18 protein-coding genes are annotated in these 20,116 nt (G+C 59.3%); 12 read left to right on the forward strand and 6 right to left on the reverse strand.

All coding sequences use genetic code 11. The features are described from left to right. The first annotated feature begins 13 nt into the window (after positions 1-13). From GHN92_RS15590 to GHN92_RS15610, 5 genes are all read left to right on the forward strand, one after another. Positions 14-1,057 carry a hypothetical protein gene (locus GHN92_RS15590; RefSeq protein WP_153380550.1) on the forward strand — a complete coding sequence of 348 codons (1,044 nt, stop codon included), beginning with the start codon at positions 14-16 and terminating at the stop codon, positions 1,055-1,057. A 93-nt stretch (positions 1,058-1,150) separates the two neighbouring features. After that, a complete protein-coding gene (dsbD, locus tag GHN92_RS15595) occupies positions 1,151-2,893 on the forward strand; it encodes a protein-disulfide reductase DsbD (protein ID WP_095018978.1) in 1,743 nt (580 codons plus the stop codon). Beyond that, entirely contained in the window at positions 2,894-3,766 is an 873-nt protein-coding gene (locus tag GHN92_RS15600) for a TlpA disulfide reductase family protein (RefSeq protein WP_095039344.1), read from the forward strand. It begins immediately after the preceding gene. Beyond that, positions 3,745-4,518: a thiol:disulfide interchange protein DsbG gene (gene dsbG / locus GHN92_RS15605; RefSeq protein ID WP_153326534.1), complete on the forward strand. Its 774-nt coding sequence runs from the start codon at positions 3,745-3,747 to the stop codon at positions 4,516-4,518. Before GHN92_RS15600 ends, dsbG begins: the two co-directional genes overlap by 22 nt. A 204-nt stretch (positions 4,519-4,722) precedes the next feature. Further along, positions 4,723-5,271: an RNA polymerase factor sigma-70 gene (locus GHN92_RS15610; RefSeq protein WP_095002740.1), complete on the forward strand. Its 549-nt coding sequence runs from the start codon at positions 4,723-4,725 to the stop codon at positions 5,269-5,271. Between the two features lie 21 nt (positions 5,272-5,292). On the opposite strand, the gene GHN92_RS15615 is transcribed toward GHN92_RS15610, so the two are convergent. Continuing rightward, positions 5,293-6,090: an ABC transporter substrate-binding protein gene (locus tag GHN92_RS15615; protein ID WP_153380552.1), complete on the reverse strand. Its 798-nt coding sequence runs from the start codon at positions 6,088-6,090 to the stop codon at positions 5,293-5,295. Between the two features lie 189 nt (positions 6,091-6,279). On the opposite strand from GHN92_RS15615, the gene GHN92_RS15620 reads away from it, so the two are divergent. Together GHN92_RS15620 and GHN92_RS15625 are read left to right on the forward strand one after the other, a co-directional pair. Continuing rightward, positions 6,280-6,822: an exonuclease domain-containing protein gene (locus tag GHN92_RS15620; RefSeq protein WP_095018981.1), complete on the forward strand. Its 543-nt coding sequence runs from the start codon at positions 6,280-6,282 to the stop codon at positions 6,820-6,822. 79 nt (positions 6,823-6,901) lie between these two features. Further along, positions 6,902-7,183 (forward strand): pyrimidine/purine nucleoside phosphorylase, encoded by a 282-nt coding sequence (locus GHN92_RS15625; protein WP_016780320.1) that lies wholly within the window; start codon positions 6,902-6,904, stop codon positions 7,181-7,183. A gap of 123 nt (positions 7,184-7,306) precedes the next feature. Here GHN92_RS15625 and GHN92_RS15630 read toward each other — a convergent pair whose 3' ends face one another. Beyond that, positions 7,307-9,064 (reverse strand): ABC transporter transmembrane domain-containing protein, encoded by a 1,758-nt coding sequence (locus GHN92_RS15630; RefSeq protein WP_153380554.1) that lies wholly within the window; start codon positions 9,062-9,064, stop codon positions 7,307-7,309. Between the two features lie 252 nt (positions 9,065-9,316). On the opposite strand from GHN92_RS15630, the gene GHN92_RS23875 reads away from it, so the two are divergent. After that, on the forward strand, positions 9,317-9,493 hold the full coding sequence (locus GHN92_RS23875; RefSeq protein WP_165446486.1) for a PA1571 family protein: 177 nt from the start codon (positions 9,317-9,319) through the stop codon (positions 9,491-9,493). A gap of 92 nt (positions 9,494-9,585) precedes the next feature. Here GHN92_RS23875 and pdxB read toward each other — a convergent pair whose 3' ends face one another. Next, the gene (gene pdxB, locus GHN92_RS15635) at positions 9,586-10,728 is read right to left on the reverse strand and encodes a 4-phosphoerythronate dehydrogenase PdxB (protein WP_095002744.1); all 1,143 of its coding nucleotides are present in this window, start codon (positions 10,726-10,728) and stop codon (positions 9,586-9,588) included. 174 nt (positions 10,729-10,902) lie between these two features. Here pdxB and GHN92_RS15640 point away from each other — a divergent pair, with 174 nt between their 5' ends. Further along, positions 10,903-12,303 carry an MATE family efflux transporter gene (locus GHN92_RS15640; RefSeq protein ID WP_095018983.1) on the forward strand — a complete coding sequence of 467 codons (1,401 nt, stop codon included), beginning with the start codon at positions 10,903-10,905 and terminating at the stop codon, positions 12,301-12,303. Positions 12,304-12,422: 119 nt separating this feature from the next. On the opposite strand, the gene tusA is transcribed toward GHN92_RS15640, so the two are convergent. Together tusA and rlmM are read right to left on the reverse strand one after the other, a co-directional pair. After that, positions 12,423-12,671 carry a sulfurtransferase TusA gene (gene tusA, locus GHN92_RS15645; protein ID WP_095002746.1) on the reverse strand — a complete coding sequence of 83 codons (249 nt, stop codon included), beginning with the start codon at positions 12,669-12,671 and terminating at the stop codon, positions 12,423-12,425. A gap of 14 nt (positions 12,672-12,685) precedes the next feature. Next, the gene (rlmM, locus tag GHN92_RS15650) at positions 12,686-13,765 is read right to left on the reverse strand and encodes a 23S rRNA (cytidine(2498)-2'-O)-methyltransferase RlmM (RefSeq protein ID WP_095018984.1); all 1,080 of its coding nucleotides are present in this window, start codon (positions 13,763-13,765) and stop codon (positions 12,686-12,688) included. Between the two features lie 204 nt (positions 13,766-13,969). Between rlmM and acnA the strand changes: the two genes are divergently transcribed. The 3 genes from acnA (at position 13,970) to GHN92_RS15665 (ending at position 19,325) form a co-directional block, all read left to right on the forward strand. Next, entirely contained in the window at positions 13,970-16,714 is a 2,745-nt protein-coding gene (gene acnA, locus GHN92_RS15655) for an aconitate hydratase AcnA (RefSeq protein WP_153380556.1), read from the forward strand. A 173-nt stretch (positions 16,715-16,887) separates the two neighbouring features. After that, the gene (locus tag GHN92_RS15660; RefSeq protein WP_095018986.1) at positions 16,888-17,679 is read left to right on the forward strand and encodes a CPBP family intramembrane glutamic endopeptidase; all 792 of its coding nucleotides are present in this window, start codon (positions 16,888-16,890) and stop codon (positions 17,677-17,679) included. An 80-nt stretch (positions 17,680-17,759) separates the two neighbouring features. Then, on the forward strand, positions 17,760-19,325 hold the full coding sequence (locus tag GHN92_RS15665) for a PAS domain-containing methyl-accepting chemotaxis protein (RefSeq protein ID WP_095002750.1): 1,566 nt from the start codon (positions 17,760-17,762) through the stop codon (positions 19,323-19,325). A gap of 83 nt (positions 19,326-19,408) precedes the next feature. On the opposite strand, the gene GHN92_RS15670 is transcribed toward GHN92_RS15665, so the two are convergent. Then, positions 19,409-20,092, reverse strand: coding sequence for an alpha/beta family hydrolase (locus GHN92_RS15670; protein WP_133144954.1), 684 nt, complete (start codon positions 20,090-20,092; stop codon positions 19,409-19,411). Positions 20,093-20,116 lie beyond the last annotated feature (24 nt).

The following is a 20,116-nucleotide window of genomic DNA, read 5'->3' on the forward strand; positions in this document are numbered from 1 at the left end:
GAAGGAACTTCACATGCTGGCACCCAGTGATGAGTTTTCGTGGCTCTTCGAAGGGCTCCCCACCTACACCACACTTCATCAAAAAGGCATGCGTCTTTACGACCTTGGCGCCTTTGAACATGCCCGGCAGTTTTTGCAATTACCCGCGACGGTGGGCGATGCCGAGGCTCAGTTTGCACTGGCCAGCATCATCGAGCATAGCCCTACTGAAATCTCGTCCCAGATCACCACGCTCAGGCGACAAATTGCAGGGATAACGCAAATCAGTCGCCAGAAAGAGCATCACTGGCACCTGGTAACACAGGCCTCACAGATGATCGAAAGGCTGCAGATCACCCTCAAGGCGCAGTATATGCCCCTCTACGAGGCTGCCGCGGAGCACGGCAATATTGACGCGATGCTGCGTCTGGGCGGCGATGCGTGGAACGCAAAAGTACGCGCACAGCTCGAAAGCGGCTTGCGAGTCCATACCCCCGAAGCACTGCTGGACATGTATGCCTTGACCAGGGATCTGAACTGGCTAAAGCATTCGGCGGCATCAGGACATGCCATCGCTCAATACTTGCTGGCAACCCTCTACGATAAAAACCCAACAATGCTGGCCAGCGCCGAGGATCCCCAAGAAGTCATCTATGAACTGATCAGCAGCTCAGCCTATGGTGGATATCCTCCTGCCATGAACTGGTTTGCGAACCGCATTGAAAACCGCCGGAACTTTGCGCTTATTCAACACTGGATACTCAAGGAAGCCCAGGCCGGCAGCATCAATGCTGTCCAGCAATATGGCCTGGCCCTGACCGGCATGAACAGCGATGGCACCCATAACGATATCGTCAGCGGTTTCGAAGCCGATTACACAGGGGGGTATGCCCTGTTATGGCTGGTCAACCAGGTAAAGGGCCGGGGGAGCAATCCCTATAATATCCAGGACAAACTCCATCATCTTGAGTCGGAGCTGGGCCCGGCCCAAGTCATTACCGCCAAAGAGATTGCCCATGAGTGGCGTGAGCACTACCCGCTGCTGTCCGAATTCCGCCTGCGCGCCTGCTTGCTCTAAGCCCTCAACCGGCTTGAACCTCTCGCGTATTAACACTCGGTTAATCAACGCCCGCCAAGGTGTGGCGTATCCGTACACTCCAAGGTTGGGCGCATGTCTCGTTTGTTTTTCTTTCTCCTGCTGCTGGTCGCCGGTTTTAGCCAGGCGCATGCCAATGAAGATCCGTTTGCACAAAAGCCGGACTTCCTTCCGGTCGCCAAGGCGTTTGTGTTCAGCAGCGAAGATCTGCCCTCTGGTGAAACCCGCCTGCAGTGGAAAATAGCCGACAAGTACTATCTGTATAAAAAGCGCTTCAAGTTTGACGGGCTGGATGCCGCACACACACCCGAGTTGCCTAAAGGGCTGGAACACAGCGATGAGTTTTTTGGCGCCACAGAGGTGTATCGCGACAACGTTGCGCTAGTGATTCCGGCAGGTGCCAGCGGTCAGGTCAAGGTCAGCTGGCAAGGCTGCGCCGATGCCGGCCTGTGCTATCCGCCACAAAGCCGGACCATCGATTTGGGCGGCATGCAGTCTGCCGCAGCGCAGGGTCAGGCCCAGGACCAGTCGCTGGCGGCCACCTTGCAGCAGCGCTCCCTGGGCTGGAGCCTGCTGCTGTTCTTCGGCCTGGGCCTGCTGCTGGCCTTTACGCCTTGCTCGCTGCCCATGCTGCCGATTCTGGCCGGGCTGGTGGTGGGCAGTGGCGCCACGGCCGGGCGCGGTTTTGCCGTGGCCGGCAGTTATGTGATCAGCATGGCGCTGGTGTATGCCGGGCTGGGCGTGCTGGCGGCCCTGCTCGGCGCCAACTTGCAGGCGTTGCTGCAACAACCCTGGTTGCTGGGTAGTTTTGCTGCCCTGTTCGTAGTGCTGGCACTGCCAATGTTCGGTTTTTTTGAACTGCAACTGCCTGCCGGCCTGCGTGACCGCCTGGAAAGCGCCGGGCGTGGCCGCAAGGGCGGCAGCTTGCTGGGTGCGGGTATTCTGGGTGCCCTCTCTGGCCTGCTGGTGGGCCCCTGCATGACCGCACCGCTGGCCGGTGCCCTGTTGTATATCGCGCAAAGCGGCAACGCCGTTGAAGGTGGCCTGGTGCTGTTTGTGATGGGCCTGGGCATTGGCGTGCCGTTGTTGCTGCTGGTCACCGTGGGCAGCCGTTTCCTGCCCAAGCCCGGTGCGTGGATGAACCTGATGAAAGGCCTGTTCGGCTTTTTGTTCCTGGGTACTGCGCTGTTGCTGGTACGCCCGGTCCTCGATGAATCCTTGTGGGTCGGTTTGTGGGGCGTGCTGCTGGTCGTTCTGGCGTCCAGCCTGTGGCAACAGGCACAGGCATTCCTTCGCGCCAAACCGCTGTTCCGCCCGCTCAGCCTGCTGGCCGGCCTGTGGGGCAGCCTGTTGCTGGTGGGAGCGGCCGGGGGCGGGACCGAGCTGTGGCAACCGCTGCAGGTGTATACCGCCACAACCGTGGCGGGGAGCACGACAAACTCCGCCCATGACGCCTTTATCACCCTCAAGGACCCGGCCAGCCTGGACCGCGAGCTGGCAGATGCCAAGGCAGCAGGTCAATGGGTGATGCTCGACTACTACGCAGACTGGTGCGTGTCATGCAAGGTCATGGAGAAGCAGGTATTTGCCAAACCCCAGGTGATGGATGCCCTGCAAGGCGTGCGCCTGTTGCGTCTTGACGTGACCGCCGATAATGTCGCCAGCCGCGAGCTGCTCAGCCGCTATCAAGTACCCGGCCCGCCCAGTTTTGTCTGGATCGGCCCCAATGGTGTTGAGCGGCGCGGACAACGCATCACTGGCGAAGTCAACGCCCAGACCTTTTTGAATAACTGGAACGCCACTCGGGAACTCCTCTAAATGCTGACCCTGACCATCGGTTCGTTTGCGCTGGCCATCAACCACTTGCTGCTGATACTGGCCCTTGCCCTGGCGACACTGGTGGGGTGGCGTGTGGCCAAACGCGGTGGTGAAAACCCCGAATCAGTGCTGTTCAGCCTGTTCTTACTGGGTTTGCTGAGCGCACGCATCGGCTTTGTGCTCAGCTACTGGCGCTACTTCAAGGACGACCCGCTGCAAATTCTCGACCTGCGCGATGGCGGTTTTTTACTGTGGCCGGGGTTGGTGGCGGTACTGCTGGGTGGGCTTATCTGGGGCTGGCGCCGCGTCGGTTTGCGTCGCCCGCTGGGTTGGGGGCTGGCCAGCGGGCTGGCGTTCTGGCTGCTGGCCAGCCTGTCGTCCAGCCTTTACGAAAAAGGCACGCGCCTGCCGGAAATGGTATTGCGCAATGCCAATGGCGAGTCGGTGCAGTTGAGCAGCTATCAGGGCGGCCCGCTGGTGATCAATCTGTGGGCCACCTGGTGCCCGCCGTGCCGGCGCGAAATGCCGGTGCTGCAAAACGCCCAGCATCAACATCAAAACGTGACCTTCCTGTTCGTCAATCAGGGCGAGAGCATGCAGAGCGTCAGCACCTTCCTTGAAACCCAGGGTCTGAACCTCAGCAACGTGCTGTTCGACAGCGGCGGCCAGTTGGCACAAAAAGTCGGTTCGATGGCCCTGCCGACTACGCTGTTCTACAGCGCTGATGGTCGACTGCTGGGCAGTCATTTGGGCGAGCTGTCAAAAGCCAGTCTGGCCCGGGCCATGGAGCCTTTCAATCTGAACCATTCAATGTCGGCCCAACAGGTCGACCCTGCAAGGAATGAGCAAAAATGTTTAACCGCAAACTGCTAACCCTGGGCATGGCCTCCCTGCTGGGAGCTGCGCTCCTGCAATCGCCTGTATTGCAGGCAGAAGAGCTGCCGCCGGCGATCAAGAAGATTGAAGCCAAGGGTGCAAAAATCATTGGCAGCTTCGATGCTCCCGGCGGCTTGCGTGGCTATGCCGCCCAGTACCAGAACCGTGGCATGGCGCTGTACCTGACCCAGGACGGTAACGTTCTGGTGGGTAATTTGTATGATGCCGACGGCAAAGACCTGAGCCTGGCGCCGCTGCAAAAGCTGGTGTACGAGCCGATGGCCAAGCAGGTCTGGGGCGAAATGGAGAAGAGCAACTGGATTGCCGACGGCAAGGCGAATGCACCGCGTATCGTGTACTTGTTCAGCGACCCCAACTGCCCGTACTGCAACATGTTCTGGGAGCAGGCCCGCCCTTGGGTTGACTCGGGCAAAGTGCAATTGCGCCATATCATGGTGGGCATCATCCGCGAAGACAGCCCGGCCAAATCTGCCGCCCTGCTGGCCGCCAAGGACCCGCAGCAAGCCCTGCACGAACACGAAAAAGCCGGCAAGGCCAGTAGCCTCAAGCCCCTGGCCAAAATCCCGGCTGACATTCAAGCCAAGCTCGATGCCAATGCCAAGTTGATGGAAGAGCTGGACGTGGCCGCCACCCCGGCCATTTTCTACCAGGACGCACAAGGCAACCTGCAACAGCAGCAAGGCGCGCCATCGCCGGAGAAACTGGTCCAGATCCTGGGGCCCAAGTAAAACCCGAGGGCTGCGATCGCGCTACAAAGCGTTCGCAGCCCACGCCGATGCTGGCGTGAGGCATGTCTCAGTTCACCACCTGCAGCGCTATTAATTCTATTTCTCAATTGACAATCATTATCATTAAGCCTAGCTTGTGAACAGCTGTGTAGGACGCTTCCCACGAAGAGGTCCTCACTCACTCATTCGCAGCAGGTGATCTCCATGACGGAACCAATGTCCACAGGCAAGTGCGACTCACCCCTACTTCAAGCCTTTGTTGATAACCGACTGGTCCTGGTCAAAATCGCAGCCCGCATAACGGGCTGCCGATACCGGGCTGAAGATGTGGTTCAGGATGCCTTCTTCCGTTTGCAGTCCGCACCGCAGATCACTTCATCGTTCAAGGCACAACTGAGCTACCTGTTCCAGATCGTGCGTAACCTGGCAATTGACCACTACCGCAAGCAGGCGCTGGAGCAAAAATACTCCGGCACCGAAGAAGAAGGCATGAACGTGGTGATCCACGGCGCCTCCCCGGAAACCTCGCTGATCAATTTCTCGACTCTGGAACATATCGCGGTGGCACTCACCGAGCTGCCAAGCCGTACCCGTTATGCCTTCGAGATGTATCGCCTGCATGGCGTACAGCAAAAAGATATTGCCAAGGAACTGGGCGTATCTCCCACCCTGGTCAACTTCATGATCCGCGATGCCCTGATCCATTGCCGCGCAGTGTCGGGCACCCACGCAGATACCTACGCGCGGCGTTGATACAACCGGGCTTGCACCTTCCTACATCTCAACCACGGCAATTTTGTAAGGCGCAAAAATCGCCTTCAACTGGCCGTTGTCGCGCAGCTTTTGCAGCATTTGTGCAAACTGCTGACTCTGGATCGGTGCCTGTGGCCGCAACAGGGCGAAGTGACGATAAGTCTGATCGATACGCTCTGACACCATCACCATCACCTTCGCCTTGGCCTGCGGGTCGCAGCCCAGCATGTCGATCAGGTTGGAACGTGTCATCAAGGCAATATCCGCCCGCCCCCTCAAGACCATAAATAAATTGCTTTCGTGGGAATAGGTCAGGGTTGCGCCGAAGGTCTCGGTGAGAAATTTCGGCGAGGCGTTGAACCCGGCAAAAGCATAGTGATAGCCGCTATACAGGGCGAGGCGCTTGCCCTTGAGGTCATCAAAATAGCCTTGTTCACGGTCAGGATGCTGCCGGGCAACAAACACTTCAGCGTCTTCCAGGCCCATATCAACTGCAGCATAGGAGAACGCCTGCCAGCCCCAGGCCGGGTTCTCGAACATCAGCATGTCCACCCGCCCACGCTCGAAGTCACGCACACGCCGGGCAATGGAACTGGGCACAAGGACAAAGCGGTAGTCGCCTTGCAACTGGTTGAGAGCTGCAAGCAGTTGCGACAACAGGCCCGTGTCGGTGCCGCGCTCGGGACGTACGATATAAGGCGGAAAGTGCGCAGCTCCAACCCTGATTTCCTGAATCGCCCACACCGGTGCCAGCCAGCCCATTCCCAGGGTCAGCAACAGGCTGTGGGCCAATTGAATTGGCGAACACTTCAAAACCATACACACCTGACGCCGTTCATGGCTGGAACTTATTGATCGACACACGACCTGAGATCGGGCACGCACACCATTAAAGCGCATATAGACTAGCAAGCAAGGGGTCGACTGGCCCACTACAAAATAAGCACCGTGCTCAGTGTTTTAGCTACGCTCCAACTTCAACGCCGATGCTGTTAAAGGAAGCTGCACATGCCTCACTGGCTGGTAATTGACCTGGAAGCCACTACCGATGATGGCGGCTGGCCCCTGGAGGAAATGGAAGTGATCGAAATCGGCGCCAGCGTGGTCACCCGCGCAGGTCGTGAGGTGGATCATTTTCAGCGATTTATTCGCCCGCAACGTCGTCCGCTGTTGACCCCTTTCTGTCGGCAACTGACCCGTATCACCCAGGCCAAGATTGATGCCGCTGCATCGATGCCTTTGGTTTGGGAGCAATTTGAACGCTGGCTCGGCCAGCACCTGCCCAAGCTTGAAGGCTGGGCCAGCTGGGGCGAGTACGACCGAAAACAACTGGAACAGGAATGGCAGCACAAACAACTGCACAGCGCCCTGCAGCAATTGCCGCATATGAACCTCAAGCAGCAATTTGCCAGGGCCCGCCAGTTAAAGCAGCCGCTGGGCCTGAACAGCGCGTTGCAACTGGCCGGAATGCAATTCAATGGTCAACAGCACCGGGCCCTGGAAGATGCCCGTAATACTGCGCGTTTATTGCCCCTGGTGCTCAAGGGGTGACGGCCATAAAAGGGCGTGACGGGATAAAACCGCTTCTGCATACTGGCCAGCCCTTTTTAGCCCATTCCGAGGAATCGCCATGTTTAAAGTCAACGAATACTTCGACGGCACCGTCAAGTCGATTGCCTTCGCCCAAACCGAAGGCAAGGCCACCATTGGCGTCATGGCTGCAGGTGAATACGAGTTCGGCACCGCCGAGCGTGAAATCATGCACGTGGTCTCGGGCGAGCTGAGCGTCAAGTTGCCGGGCAGCAGCGAATATGAAACCTTCAAGACCGGCAGCCAGTTCAACGTGCCGGCCAACAGCAAGTTTCAGCTCAAGGTCGCAGTGGATACCGCCTACCTGTGTGAGTACCGCTAAATCTCCCTCTGGCAGCAACTGTCTTGATGCTGCCATGTGGGAGCGGGCTTGCTCGCGATACAGACGACCCGGTCTGTCTGTTGAATCGCGTTGATACCATCGCGAGCAAGCCCGCTCCCACAGCTACACCCCTACGTTGAACTGCAACGCCGCCAACCGTGCATACAGCGGGTTGGCGGCGATTAATTGGGCATGGGTGCCGATGGCGACCAGCTTGCCCTGATCCATTACCGCGATACGATCAGCGTTTTGCACGGTGGCCAGACGGTGGGCAATCACCAGCGTGGTACGGCCTTGCATCAGGCTCGGCAAAGCCTGCTGGATCAGATGCTCGCTTTGGGCATCCAGGGCACTGGTGGCCTCATCCAGCAACAGGATCGGCGCATCCACCAGCAACGCCCGGGCAATCGCCAGACGCTGGCGTTGACCGCCCGACAAGCCCAGGCCGCCATCACCCAAGTGGGTTTTGTAACCCTCGGGCATTTGCAGGATAAAGTCGTGGCCGTGGGCAATTCGCGCCGCAGCCTGGACCTGCTCATCGCTGGCCCCGGCATTGCCATACCGGATGTTGTCTTCAATGGTGCCGAAAAACAGCGCAGGTGTTTGCGACACCAGAGCAAAACAACGACGCAGGTCTTGCGGGTCAAGCTGAGTGATCGGCTGCCCTTCAAGCAGGATTTGCCCTTGTTGCGGATCGTAAAAGCGCAGCAACAAGTCGAACAATGTTGACTTGCCCGCCCCGGAAGGGCCGACCAGCGCCAGGGTTTCTCCCGCATTGATCGTCAGGCTCAGGCCATCGATCGCATGGCTTTCGGGCCGTGAAGGGTAAGAAAAGCGCAAGTTTTCAAGCTGCAAATTGTCCTTCACCCGTGCGGGTAACACGCGCAAATCCGTGCTCGGTGGCAGGATCATGCTTTTCGCCTGCAACAGCTCGGCAATTCGCTCGGCCGCGCCCGCCGCCTGTTGCAACTCGCCAATCACTTCGCTCAGGGTGCCGAATGCGCTGCCCACCACCAGGCTGTAAAACACAAAGGCGGCCAGCTCGCCGCCGGTGATGCGCCCGGCGATCACGTCCATGCCGCCGACCCACAGCATCACCCCCACGGCGCCCAGCACCAGCAAGATCACCAGCGTGATCAACCACGCCCGTTGCAGGATGCGTTTGCGGGCAGTGGCAAACGCCTGCTCCACGGTACTGGCAAAGCGTTGCTGGTCTTGCTGTTGATGGTTATAAGCCTGCACCGTCTTGATCTGGCCCAGGGCCTCGGCGACATAACTGCCGACATCAGCGATACGGTCCTGGCTCTGGCGCGACAGACTGCGCACCCGGCGACCAAAAAACAGGATGGGCACCAGCACCAGAGGCAAGGCCACCACCACGATACTGGTGAGCTTGGGGTTGGTGACAAACAACAGCACCACGCCGCCGATCACCATCAGGCTGTTGCGCAGGAACAACGACAGCGATGAACCGATCACCGACTGCAGCAAGGTCGTATCCGTGGTCAGCCGCGACTGGATTTCCGAGCTGCGGTTGTTCTCGTAGAACCCCGGGTGCAGACCGATCAGGTGATTGAACACCTGGCGCCGAATATCGGCGACCACCCGCTCACCGATCCATGACACCAGGTAAAAGCGCACGAAAGTGCCCACTGATAAGCCCAGCACCAGCAACAGAAAAAAGCCGATGGACTGGTTTAGCAAATGCGCTGACTGGGTCATGAAACCCTTGTCGACCAATAGACGAATACCCTGCCCCATCGACAAGGTAATACCCGCCGTAACAATCAGCGCCAGCAGGGCGCCAAGAGCCGGCCAACGATAGGGTGCAATAAAATGCGCTGCCAGACGAATGGCGCGGCGATGACGGGAAGAAAGCATGGGAGGGTATCCGCAGTGAGGATCAGCATAAAAAGCCTTACACAGCCTACAACGAAGTTCGCCTAAAACCGGTAAATCTTTCTCACTCGTTTTGAATATGACCTGTCACCACAAACCCTAGACAGTAATGTTCTAAAGTCGGGCTGGAAGTTTCAGGATATTTCTGTTGGACTGGGGTGGTCGCCAAGTTTGTAACAGCTTGGTCATTAAACGGATCTACAGTAGCGCTACACCCTGATGAGGAGACAGGCCATGGATTTGCAACAGAACGCTCAAGCCGTACCGGTGATTCGTACCCAGCCACAGCAATCTCTGGGGTGCGCGTTTATCGACGAAAATGGTCAGGAGATCCTGATCACCGAGGCGATGATTCAGGACGCCTGCCATGAGCTGGAGCAACGCCTGGTCACGCCATCACGCAAGGGCTGATCCTTGCCAACAAGACCCTGTACATGATTAAACAGCATTCGCGTCACTGACCGGCCTTACTGCGTAGGGCCGGTTTTTTTAGGCCTGCACATTCAGACCGGCACGGCGCCCAAGGCTTTTACCAGTTGCTTCAGGGCCACTGAATCACCCGCGATATGCACCGGCAAGCCTTCAATTTCGCGGCGAATCGGGTAGTTTTTGCGCAGTCCGTCGAATGCCAGCTTTTGCTCCTGGACGGTTCCACTCAAACTGCGGCGAAAGTCGGCATCGTCACGGCGCGGGTCGTACACACCGCGACAGAGCATGGCCAGGGCCCATGCCGGGTCGCTGTCAGCACTCAGTTCAACCTTGGCCAGCCAGGGGGACGGCAGCAGGTCGGCCAGTTTGACTTCAGGGCTATGCCCCAGAAAATCGCACAATGCCTGATAAATCTGTGCCGTACCCCGCTGTTTGCCATCCAGGCTGTAGCCGGCAATATGCGGGGTGGCCAGCACGCACAGATCCGCCAGTTCGCGGTCTACTTGCGGCTCACCCTCCCATACATCGAGTACCGCTTGCAGATCATCCCGGCGGGTCAAAACTTCACGCAGCGCGGCATTATCCACCACCGGGCCGCGGCTGGCGTTGATCAGCCAGGTACCCGGTTTCAGCTGTTCCAGCCGCTGCTGATCAAGCAGATGCCAGGTCGGGTAATCGCCGGTCCTGTCCAGCGGCGTATGCAGGCTGAGTACATCGCACTGCTCGATCACGTGCTCAAGGCTGACATAGTCACCGCCCTCGGCCGCCGCCCGCACCGGGTCGCAAACCAGCACATTGAAGCCCAGTGAACGCAAGACGTTGACCAGGCGACCGCCCACTTCACCGGCACCAATCACGCCGTAGGTGCGCTGGGTCAAGTCGGCGCCTTCGATTTCAGCCAGCGTCAGCAGGCTGCCGAGCACGTAGTCCACGACGCCACGGGCATTGCAGCCAGGAGCACTGGACCAGTGGATACCAGACTGCTGGAAGTAATCCAGCGCCAGGTGATCAGTGCCGATGGTGCAGGTTCCGACAAACCGCACTGCACTGCCTTCGAGCAGCTCGCGGTCCACTTTGGTCACCGAGCGCACCAGCAAAACATCGGCATCGTGAACGTCTGCACGGTTGATCTGGCGCCCCGGCAAGCGGCGTATTTCACCGAAGTCAGCAAAAAATTCTTCGATCAGCGGAATATTTTCATCAGCAACAATCAACATGGCAGGCTCCTTTCGCGGAGTGGCAGTGTAGGCGTTGTTACGCGCAATGGGCCAGCCGGGTGTGCAGGTACTTGCGGGCACGCTTACAAAGGGCCTACAACTCGCTATTAACTGACCACATGGTCAGGCGTACAATCCCCGGCTTTGCGCGTTTAACCCTGTGGATACAAGCCAGTGAACTCTGTGACTCACCCCCCCTCTTCCCTCCCTGTCAGCCGCCCGGCCCGGGTACGCACCGAGGTGCGCGCGCTGTTGGCGCTGGCATTTCCCATCATCATTTCGCAGATCGCAACCACGGCCATGGGTTTTGTCGATGCCGTGATGGCCGGGCGCGTGGGCCCTAGGGATCTGGCCGCCGTGGCACTGGGCAACTCGATCTGGGTTCCGGTGTTTTTGTTGATGTCCGGCATTCTGCTGGCGACCACGCCCAAGGTCGCCCAGCGGTTTGGCGCCAATGCACACGGCGAAATCGGCCCCATCGTACGCCAGGCACTGTGGCTGGCACTGATTACCGGCCTGTGCGCAGCGTTGATCCTGATCGCGGCCGAGCCGCTATTGCATCTGATGAAGGTCGACCCTGAGCTGATCACCCCCAGCATGGGTTACCTGCACGGGATCGCCAGCGGCATGCCCGCCGTGGGGCTGTATTGCGTGTTGCGTAATTTCAGCGATGGCCTGGGAAAAACCCGGCCAAGCATGATCCTGGGGCTCAGTGCCCTGGCACTGAATATCCCGATCAACTACATCTTCATCTATGGCCACTTTGGCGTCCCGGCCATGGGCGGCGTGGGCTGCGGCTGGGCCACGGCCATTGTGATGTGGTTTATGGCTCTGGGCATGGTGGTCTGGACGTTCAGAGGGGCCATCTACCAGTCGAGTAAGGTCTACAGCCATTTTGAATGGCCAAAATGGGCGATCCTCAAGCGTTTGCTCAGTGTGGGCTTGCCGATTGGCATCGCAGTCTTTGCCGAATCGAGCATTTTTGCGGTGATTGCGCTGTTGATCGGCAGTTTGGGGGCCACGGTGGTGGCGGGCCATCAAATCGCCCTGAACTTCAGTTCACTGGTCTTTATGATTCCATACTCACTGGGTATGGCGATTACCGTGCGCGTGGGTCAGGCCCTGGGCCGCCAGCAACCGCGCGAGGCACGCTTTGTAGCGGGCGTGGGCATGGGTACCGCACTGGTCTGGGCGGCGATTTCCGCCAGTCTGATTCTGTTGTTGCGTGAGCAGATTGCCACCGTCTACACCGCCGATCCCATGGTGATCGAGGTGGCGACCATGCTGTTGATGTTTGCTGCGCTGTATCAGTTCTCGGACGTGATCCAGGTCACCGCTGCCGGTGCCCTGCGCGGTTATCAGGACACACGAGTGACGATGATCCTGACCCTGTTTGCCTACTGGGGGATTGGTTTGCCGGTGGGCTACGCCCTGGGGCTGACCGACTGGTTCGGCCCGGCCAATGGCCCGAGCGGGCTATGGCAGGGCTTGATCGTTGGCCTGACCTGCGCGGCACTGATGCTGGGTGTGCGGTTGGCGCGCAGTGCGAAAAAACATATCCGCCGCCGCACATAAATGCGGTGGCAGCGGGCTTGCCCGCGATGGCATCAGCGTGGTTTGCCTGACAGACCGTGGCGCCTGCATCGCGATGCAAGCCCGCTCCCACAAGACCGGCGCAATTGCTATGGGCGCCGTCAATCCTGCTTCTTGCGGATCCAGTACAGGTACGTGCCCGCCTCTTCCTGCTGGCCCACCAGTTCATGGTCCAGAAACACGCAGAACTTGGGAATGTCGCGGCGGGTCGAAGGATCCGTCGCAATGACTTTCAACAAGCCACCCGGCGCCAGGTCGCGAATATATTGGTGCAGCATCATCACCGGCTCCGGGCAGTTCAGGCCGGTAGCGTCCAGGGTGCCGTCAACCGGCAGGTCGGTAAAACTCATCACTTACTCCCCGATCAGCGAGATTTGGTTTTTTTAACGTCCAGTCGACGCAAATGGCAGGTCACTTCTTCACGGTCGTGGTACAGCTGCTTGCAGCCGATTTCAACCTGAATGCCGCGTGCCTTGAAACCGTCTGCAATACGGTCGAGCAAACGGCGTACTTCGGCGTAACGCTGTTTCATCGGCAGCTTCAAGTTGACTACCGCTTCACGGCAATGACCTTCACCAATCCACTCTTCGAGCATGGCCGCATTGCGCGCCGGTTTCTCCACAATATCGCAGACCATCCAGTCCACCGGCTGCTTGGGCTTGAAGGTAAAGCCATCGGCCATCAAGTGCTGCACCAGACCGGTATCCATCAGGCTTTCAGCCATAGGGCCATTGTCGATGGCAGTCACGATCATGCCACGGTTGACCAGTTGCCAGGTCCAGCCACCCGGCGCAGCGCCAAGGTCAACACCGGTCATGTCGCTGTGCAGGCGCTCGTCCCACTGGTCGCGGGGGATAAAATGGTGCCAGGCCTCTTCAAGCTTGAGGGTTGAACGGCTAGGCGCTTCGCGGGGGAATTTCAGGCGCGGGATGCCCATGGGCCACATGGCCGAGTTGTTGGCCGGGGCCAGGCCAAGAAACACTTCACGACCACTTTTAAACGTCAGCAGCAGGCGCGGTTTGCTCCCGTCCTCTTCTTCAGTCAGTTTGCCGGCCTTGATCAGCGCTTTGCGCAGATGACCGTCGAACTTTTTGCAGAAGTTGGACAGTTCCTTGCCGTCATTGGTGTCGACGATTTCCAGCCACAGGCTGCCACACACCGGGAAGTCGGCCATGTGTTCGAGGATCACGCTGATCCGGTCGGTCTCCGGCAGCTCGACAAAGCCGCCACGAGCCCATTGACGCGGGAAAATCAGTTCGGCAAAACGCAAGCTGTTCATCAGCCGTTCAGCGCCGCCCTCTTCAGTGCACACAAACTCGGCACAGGCAGTGCCAGGCTTGGCCTTGGCGTAGCCAGCCACATTAAGGCGGGCGGCGTGCTCGGCGATTTCCGAGCAGACTTCGCCTTCAAACCCGGGCCGGCAGTGCATAAAAACGGTGTTCATTGAATTACTCCTGGGCAGCAGGCAGGAATTGCCCGGCTGCGCATCCTTGATTTGGCGCAAGGACTGTCACGAAAAGGTCGGCATGATAGCCGAGTTCGGAACCTTGAACCCGCATAGACAGTCCAGTTATTAGCCACAGCCCCTAATCAGAGCTAGGTTAGAAGCTCTGCTTGTGCCACGTGATCCGTCTAAAGGAGTCATTTCATGTCCTCCCTCGATAGCCTGAACACCCTAGCCACACTAAAAGTCGACGATAAGACTTATCACTATTTCAGCCTTGCCCTCGCCGCCAAATCACTCGGCGATTTGAGCAGGCTACCCATGTCACTCAAAGTGCTGCTGGAAAACCTGCTGCGCTGGGAAGACGGTAAAACCGTCACCGAGCCCGACCTCAAAGCTCTGGCCGCCTGGCTCAAGGCACGGCGCAGCGACCGGGAAATCCAGTACCGCCCTGCGCGGGTGCTGATGCAGGACTTCACCGGCGTACCGGCAGTGGTCGACCTGGCCGCCATGCGCGCCGCCATGGCCAAAGCCGGGGGTGATCCGCAACGTATCAACCCGCTGTCCCCCGTGGACCTGGTAATTGACCACTCGGTGATGGTCGACCGGTTTGCCAGCGCCAGCGCCTTCGAGCAAAACGTCGATATAGAGATGGAGCGCAACGGCGAACGCTATGCGTTTTTACGCTGGGGTCAAAATGCCTTCGATAATTTCAGCGTGGTCCCACCCGGTACCGGGATTTGCCATCAGGTGAACCTGGAATACCTGGGCCGCACGGTCTGGACCAAGGATGAAGACGGCCGCACCTACGCCTTCCCCGACACCCTGGTAGGCACCGACTCCCATACCACCATGATCAATGGCCTGGGTGTGCTGGGCTGGGGCGTGGGCGGCATTGAAGCCGAAGCGGCCATGCTGGGCCAGCCCGTGTCGATGCTGATCCCCGAAGTCGTGGGCTTCAAGCTCAGCGGCAAGCTCAAAGAAGGCATCACCGCCACCGACCTGGTGCTGACCGTGACGCAAATGCTGCGCAGCAAGGGTGTGGTCGGCAAGTTCGTAGAATTCTATGGCGATGGCCTGGCGGATCTGCCGCTGGCCGACCGTGCCACGCTTGCCAATATGGCCCCGGAATACGGCGCCACCTGCGGGTTTTTCCCGGTGGATGAGATCACCCTGGATTACCTGCGTCTTTCAGGCCGCCCAGAGGCCACAGTCAAACTGGTCGAGGCTTACTGCAAGGCCCAAGGGCTATGGCGGGTCGCAGGCCAGGAGCCGGTTTTCAGCGAAACCCTGGCTCTGGACATGGGCACCGTCGAAGCCAGCCTGGCCGGGCCAAAACGACCGCAAGACCGGGTTGCACTGCCCGATGTCGGGCAATCTTTCGACGACTTTCTCAGCCTGCAATTCAAGCCGGCCACTAAAAAAGAGGAAGGTCGCCTCGAAAGCGAAGGTGGCGGCGGTGTTGCCGTGGGCAATGCCGACTTGATCGGTGAAGCGGACTACAGTTACGAAGGCCATACCTATCGCCTGAAAAACGGCGCTGTGGTGATTGCCGCCATTACTTCCTGCACCAACACCTCGAACCCCAGTGTGATGATGGCTGCAGGCCTGGTGGCAAAAAAAGCCGTCGAAAAAGGCCTGACACGCCAACCGTGGGTCAAGACGTCGCTGGCACCGGGCTCCAAGGTAGTCACCGATTACTACGCGGCCGCCGGCCTGACCCCGTACCTCGACCAATTGGGCTTTGCCCTGGTGGGCTATGGCTGCACCACCTGTATCGGCAATTCCGGGCCACTGCCCGAGCCGATCGAAAAGGCCATTACCCAGTCCGACCTGACCGTGGCTTCAGTGCTGTCTGGCAACCGCAACTTTGAGGGGCGCGTGCATCCGCTGGTGAAAACCAACTGGCTGGCCTCGCCACCCCTGGTGGTGGCCTATGCCCTTGCGGGCACAGTACGCATTGATATCAGCCGTGAACCGCTGGGGACCGGAAAAGACGGCAAACCGGTGTACCTGCGCGATATCTGGCCCAGCCAGAAAGAAATCGCCGACGCCGTGGCCCAGGTGACCACAGGCATGTTCCACAAGGAATACGCCGAGGTGTTTGCCGGCGACGAACAGTGGCAAGCCATCGAAGTACCGCAAGCCGCAACTTATGTCTGGCAAGAGGACTCGACCTACATCCAGCATCCGCCGTTCTTCGACGAAATCAGCGGGCCACTACCGGTGATTGCCGACGTCAAAGGCGCAAACATCCTTGCGTTGCTGGGCGACTCGGTCACCACCGACCATATTTCCCCGGCCGGCAATATCAAGGCTGACAGCCCCGCCGGGCGCTACTTGCGCGACAAGGGCGTAGAACCACGGGACTTCAACTCTTACGGCTCGCGGCGTGGCAACCATGAAGTGATGATGCGCGGTACCTTCGCCAATATTCGCATTCGCAACGAAATGCTCGGCGGCGAAGAAGGCGGCAATACGATCTACATCCCCACCGGTGAAAAACTGCCGATCTTTGACGCGGCCATGCGTTACCAGGCCTCAGGCACTCCGCTGGTGGTGATAGCCGGCCAGGAATACGGTACTGGCTCAAGCCGCGACTGGGCGGCCAAGGGCACCAACCTGTTGGGGGTCAAGGCGGTGATTGCCGAGAGTTTCGAGCGCATCCACCGCTCCAACCTGGTGGGCATGGGCGTGCTGCCCTTGCAGTTCAAGCTCGATCAGAACCGCAAAAGCCTGAACATTACAGGCAAGGAAACCCTGGATATCCTCGGGTTGACCGGTACCGAACTGCAACCGCGAATGAACCTGACCCTGGTCATCACCCGCGAGGACGGCAGCCAGGAAAAAGTCGAAGTGCTCTGCAGGATCGATACCCTTAACGAGGTGGAATACTTCAAGGCCGGAGGGATTTTGCACTATGTGCTGCGTCAGCTGATTGCTTCATAGACGCACCTCAACCTTGTGGGAGCGGGCTTGCTCGCGATTCGGACTACACGGTCTGTCAGCCAGGCCGAGGTGATGCCATCGCGAGCGAGCCCGCTCCCACAGGGCCACGAATCGTTATACTTGCGCACCCCGGACTGGATCCGGGGTGTTTTTTAACGATTGCAAGGATTCACATGATTGCTTTGCCCTGGCCTTATCTGGCACTACTGACCCTGGGCTACGGCCTTGCCCTCAGCTACGGGCAATTAGGCGCTCAAACCCTCATCGCGCTAGCCTTGTTGACTGTCAGCGGGTTTGCCGTTGTGCAGAACAAAAGCCATTTGCTGCGCTATGCCGGGCATGCCTTGTTTGTGCTGCTGGCGCTGGCGCTGGCCTTGCACTGGCTGCCAGGTTTCCATAACGGTCGCGCCATCACCCCCACGCGACTGACCCCTGATGCCGTGCCCTTCTCGATGTACTTCAATCTGGACAAACCGCTGATTGGCTTCTGGCTGCTGCTGGTATGCCCCTGGATAGCACCGCGCTTTGCCTGGCGGGTATCCCTGGGGGCCACTGCAATGGGTCTGGCCCTGGCCGCCATTGCAGCGCTGGGCGGAGCGATGCTGCTGGGCATGATTGCCTGGGCACCGAAATGGCCTCATCAGAGCACCCTCTGGCTGCTGAATAATCTACTGCTGGTAACCCTGGTTGAAGAAGCGCTGTTTCGCGGTTACATCCAGGGCGGACTTAGCCGCAAGTTCAAGTTGCTGCCCCATGGGCAGAGCATTGCGCTGGTGCTGGCCTCGATACTGTTTGGCCTGGCCCATGCACCCGCCGGCTGGCAATGGATGCTACTGGCCGGGCTGGCCGGTGTCGGTTACGGCCTGGCCTACCGCTTTGGCGGGCTGGGTGCGGCGATCGCCACCCACTTTGGCCTCAATGTGCTGCATTTCCTGTTTTTTACCTACCCGATGCTCGCCCCCTGACGGCCAGGGGCCTGAAATATAAATTAAACAATTCCTTGAGCATGCCGACAGCCTGTCAAAGTCTTGCGGATTGAAACGACATGCGTAACAACCAGCCCATCACTCAACGCGAACGCACATTCCCCGCGCAACAACGGTTGATTTCCACGACCGATGCCAAAGGCGTGATCACCTACTGCAACGATGCGTTCAGGGAAATCAGCGGGTTTTCGCGTGAGGAGCTGATACGCGCGCCGCACAATCTGGTGCGCCACCCGGACGTGCCCTCAGCAGTCTTCGAGCATATGTGGAGCACCCTGAAAAAGGGTTCGCCGTGGATGGGCATCGTCAAAAACCGCTGCAAAAACGGCGACCATTACTGGGTTAACGCCTATGTAACGCCGGTTTTCGAGAATGAGCAGGTAGTGGGCTACGAGTCGGTGCGGGTCAAGCCAACGGCCGAACAGATCCGCCGCGCCGAAGCCCTGTACACACGCCTCAACCGCGGCAAATCCGCGGTGCCTCAGCGCGATAAGTGGCTGCCGGTGCTGCAGGACTGGCTGCCCTTTATCCTGGTCAGCCAATTGAGCTTCATGATTGGCGCCATGCTCAATTCGAGCTGGGGTTTTGCCCTGGCAGCCCTGCTGTCGATACCGTTGGGGCTGCTGGGCCTGAGCTGGCAACAGCGCGGGGTCAAACGCCTGCTGCGTCTGGCCGAGCAGACCACCTCCGACCCGTTGATTGCCCAGATGTACACCGACAGCCGTGGCCCGCAAGCGCGTCTGGAAATGTCCATCCTGAGCCAGGAAGCGCGCCTGAAGACCTGCCTGACACGCCTGCAGGATACCGCCGAACACCTCAGCGGCCAGGCCCGTCAGTCCGACATTCTGGCGCACAAAAGCTCGACCGGACTGGAGCGCCAGCGCGTCGAGACCGAGCAAGTGGCCACCGCCGTCAACCAGATGGCTGCCACCACCCAGGAAGTGGCCAGCCATGTGCAGCGCACTGCCGACGCGACCCAGGAAGCCAACCGTCTGACCAGCCGCGGTCGCGATATTGCCGGCGAAACCCGCGAAGCGATCCAGCGCCTGTCGGTTGTGGTGGGTGAAACCGGGGCCACGGTAACGCAACTGGCCAAGGACAGTGACGAGATCGGCGGCGTGGTCGATGTGATCAAGGGCATTGCCGACCAGACCAACCTGCTGGCCCTGAACGCCGCCATCGAAGCGGCACGGGCTGGAGAAATGGGCCGGGGCTTCGCCGTGGTGGCTGACGAAGTGCGCCAGCTGGCGCAACGCACCAGCGCTTCGACCGGGCAGATTCACAGCCTGATCGCCAAGCTGCAGCAGACAGCAGCCACTGCGGTGCAAACCATGGACGCTGGCCATCGTCAGGCGGAAGAAGGCGTAGCGCGGGTACTGGAAGCAGATCAGGCACTGGTGGGCATCAGCGAAGCGGTGGCCAATATCACCGACATGACCACCCAGATCGCGGCAGCGACCGAGGAGCAAAGCGCCGTGGCTGAAGAAATCAGCCGCAATATCAGCACCATTGCCGACCTGGCTGACCAGACCTCAGAGCAGGCGCAGCATTCGGCGCTGCTCAGCGAAGAACTGACCCAGACCGTCAACACCCAGTATTCGCTGGTGGAGCGGTTTAACCGCTAAGCCTTGTGGGAGCGAGCCTGCTCGCGATGGCATCAACACGCCGCAGCGATCCAATCGCGAGCAGGCTCGCTCCCACAAATTGTTCAAGGTTGCTGCAACCACCGCGCAATCCGGTCCGCCGCCGCATCCAGATGCTGCTCATGGGTAAACCCGGAGGCCTTCAACGGCTTAAGGTCGTGATCCCCCGATACCAGCCACGACACTTCAATGCCCGGCGCCAGCGTGTAGGCCTCTACCGCTTCGCGGTTGCCCAAGGCATCGCGCTCGCCTTGTACGATCAACGTCGGCGTTGCCAATTCAGCCAGGTGCGCCACCCGGGGTTTTTCCGGCTTGCCTGCGGCATAGAACGGATAACCCAGGCACACCAGCGCGTCCACTTGCAGCTCATCGGCCAGCAGACTGGCCATACGCCCACCCATTGACTTGCCGCCAATGGCTAATGGCCCAGCGACATGCCGTCGCACCTCGGTAAAAACTTCACGCCAGCTTTCGAGCAGTTTCGCCTGCTGATTAGGAGGCCTTTTGCCATTATCGAGACGGCGCTGCGCCATATACGGGAACTCGAAGCGCAACACGCTCACCCCGCGTGCAGCAAGGCGTGCAGCCATGCCGTTCATCCAGCTGCTGTCCATCGGCGCACCCGCGCCGTGGGCCAGGATAAGGGTCGCGGTTGAACCCGCTGACGCGCCATTCCACAGCCAGCCCCTGTCCTGCACGCACTGCGCCCATTGATCCCCGTCAATACCGGCCTTGCCCGCTACGACCATGCTTGCCTCGCTTTTAGTCTGCCT

Source organism: Pseudomonas sp. FSL R10-2964 (genome assembly GCF_009600035.1).
GTDB classification, from domain to species: domain Bacteria; phylum Pseudomonadota; class Gammaproteobacteria; order Pseudomonadales; family Pseudomonadaceae; genus Aquipseudomonas; species Aquipseudomonas bubulae.

Excerpts from the sequence above, each read along its gene's own strand:
- GHN92_RS15590 (WP_153380550.1), top strand. The coding sequence starts at position 14 with ATGCTGGCACCCAGTGATGAGTTTTCGTGGCTCTTCGAAGGGCTCCCC.
- dsbD (WP_095018978.1), top strand. The coding sequence starts at position 1,151 with ATGTCTCGTTTGTTTTTCTTTCTCCTGCTGCTGGTCGCCGGTTTTAGC.
- GHN92_RS15600 (WP_095039344.1), top strand. The coding sequence starts at position 2,894 with ATGCTGACCCTGACCATCGGTTCGTTTGCGCTGGCCATCAACCACTTG.
- dsbG (WP_153326534.1), top strand. The coding sequence starts at position 3,745 with ATGTTTAACCGCAAACTGCTAACCCTGGGCATGGCCTCCCTGCTGGGA.
- GHN92_RS15610 (WP_095002740.1), top strand. The coding sequence starts at position 4,723 with ATGACGGAACCAATGTCCACAGGCAAGTGCGACTCACCCCTACTTCAA.
- GHN92_RS15615 (WP_153380552.1), bottom strand. The coding sequence starts at position 6,090 with ATGGTTTTGAAGTGTTCGCCAATTCAATTGGCCCACAGCCTGTTGCTG.
- GHN92_RS15620 (WP_095018981.1), top strand. The coding sequence starts at position 6,280 with ATGCCTCACTGGCTGGTAATTGACCTGGAAGCCACTACCGATGATGGC.
- GHN92_RS15625 (WP_016780320.1), top strand. The coding sequence starts at position 6,902 with ATGTTTAAAGTCAACGAATACTTCGACGGCACCGTCAAGTCGATTGCC.
- GHN92_RS15630 (WP_153380554.1), bottom strand. The coding sequence starts at position 9,064 with ATGCTTTCTTCCCGTCATCGCCGCGCCATTCGTCTGGCAGCGCATTTT.
- GHN92_RS23875 (WP_165446486.1), top strand. The coding sequence starts at position 9,317 with ATGGATTTGCAACAGAACGCTCAAGCCGTACCGGTGATTCGTACCCAG.
- pdxB (WP_095002744.1), bottom strand. The coding sequence starts at position 10,728 with ATGTTGATTGTTGCTGATGAAAATATTCCGCTGATCGAAGAATTTTTT.
- tusA (WP_095002746.1), bottom strand. The coding sequence starts at position 12,671 with ATGAGTTTTACCGACCTGCCGGTTGACGGCACCCTGGACGCTACCGGC.
- rlmM (WP_095018984.1), bottom strand. The coding sequence starts at position 13,765 with ATGAACACCGTTTTTATGCACTGCCGGCCCGGGTTTGAAGGCGAAGTC.
- acnA (WP_153380556.1), top strand. The coding sequence starts at position 13,970 with ATGTCCTCCCTCGATAGCCTGAACACCCTAGCCACACTAAAAGTCGAC.
- GHN92_RS15660 (WP_095018986.1), top strand. The coding sequence starts at position 16,888 with ATGATTGCTTTGCCCTGGCCTTATCTGGCACTACTGACCCTGGGCTAC.
- GHN92_RS15665 (WP_095002750.1), top strand. The coding sequence starts at position 17,760 with ATGCGTAACAACCAGCCCATCACTCAACGCGAACGCACATTCCCCGCG.
- GHN92_RS15670 (WP_133144954.1), bottom strand. The coding sequence starts at position 20,092 with ATGGTCGTAGCGGGCAAGGCCGGTATTGACGGGGATCAATGGGCGCAG.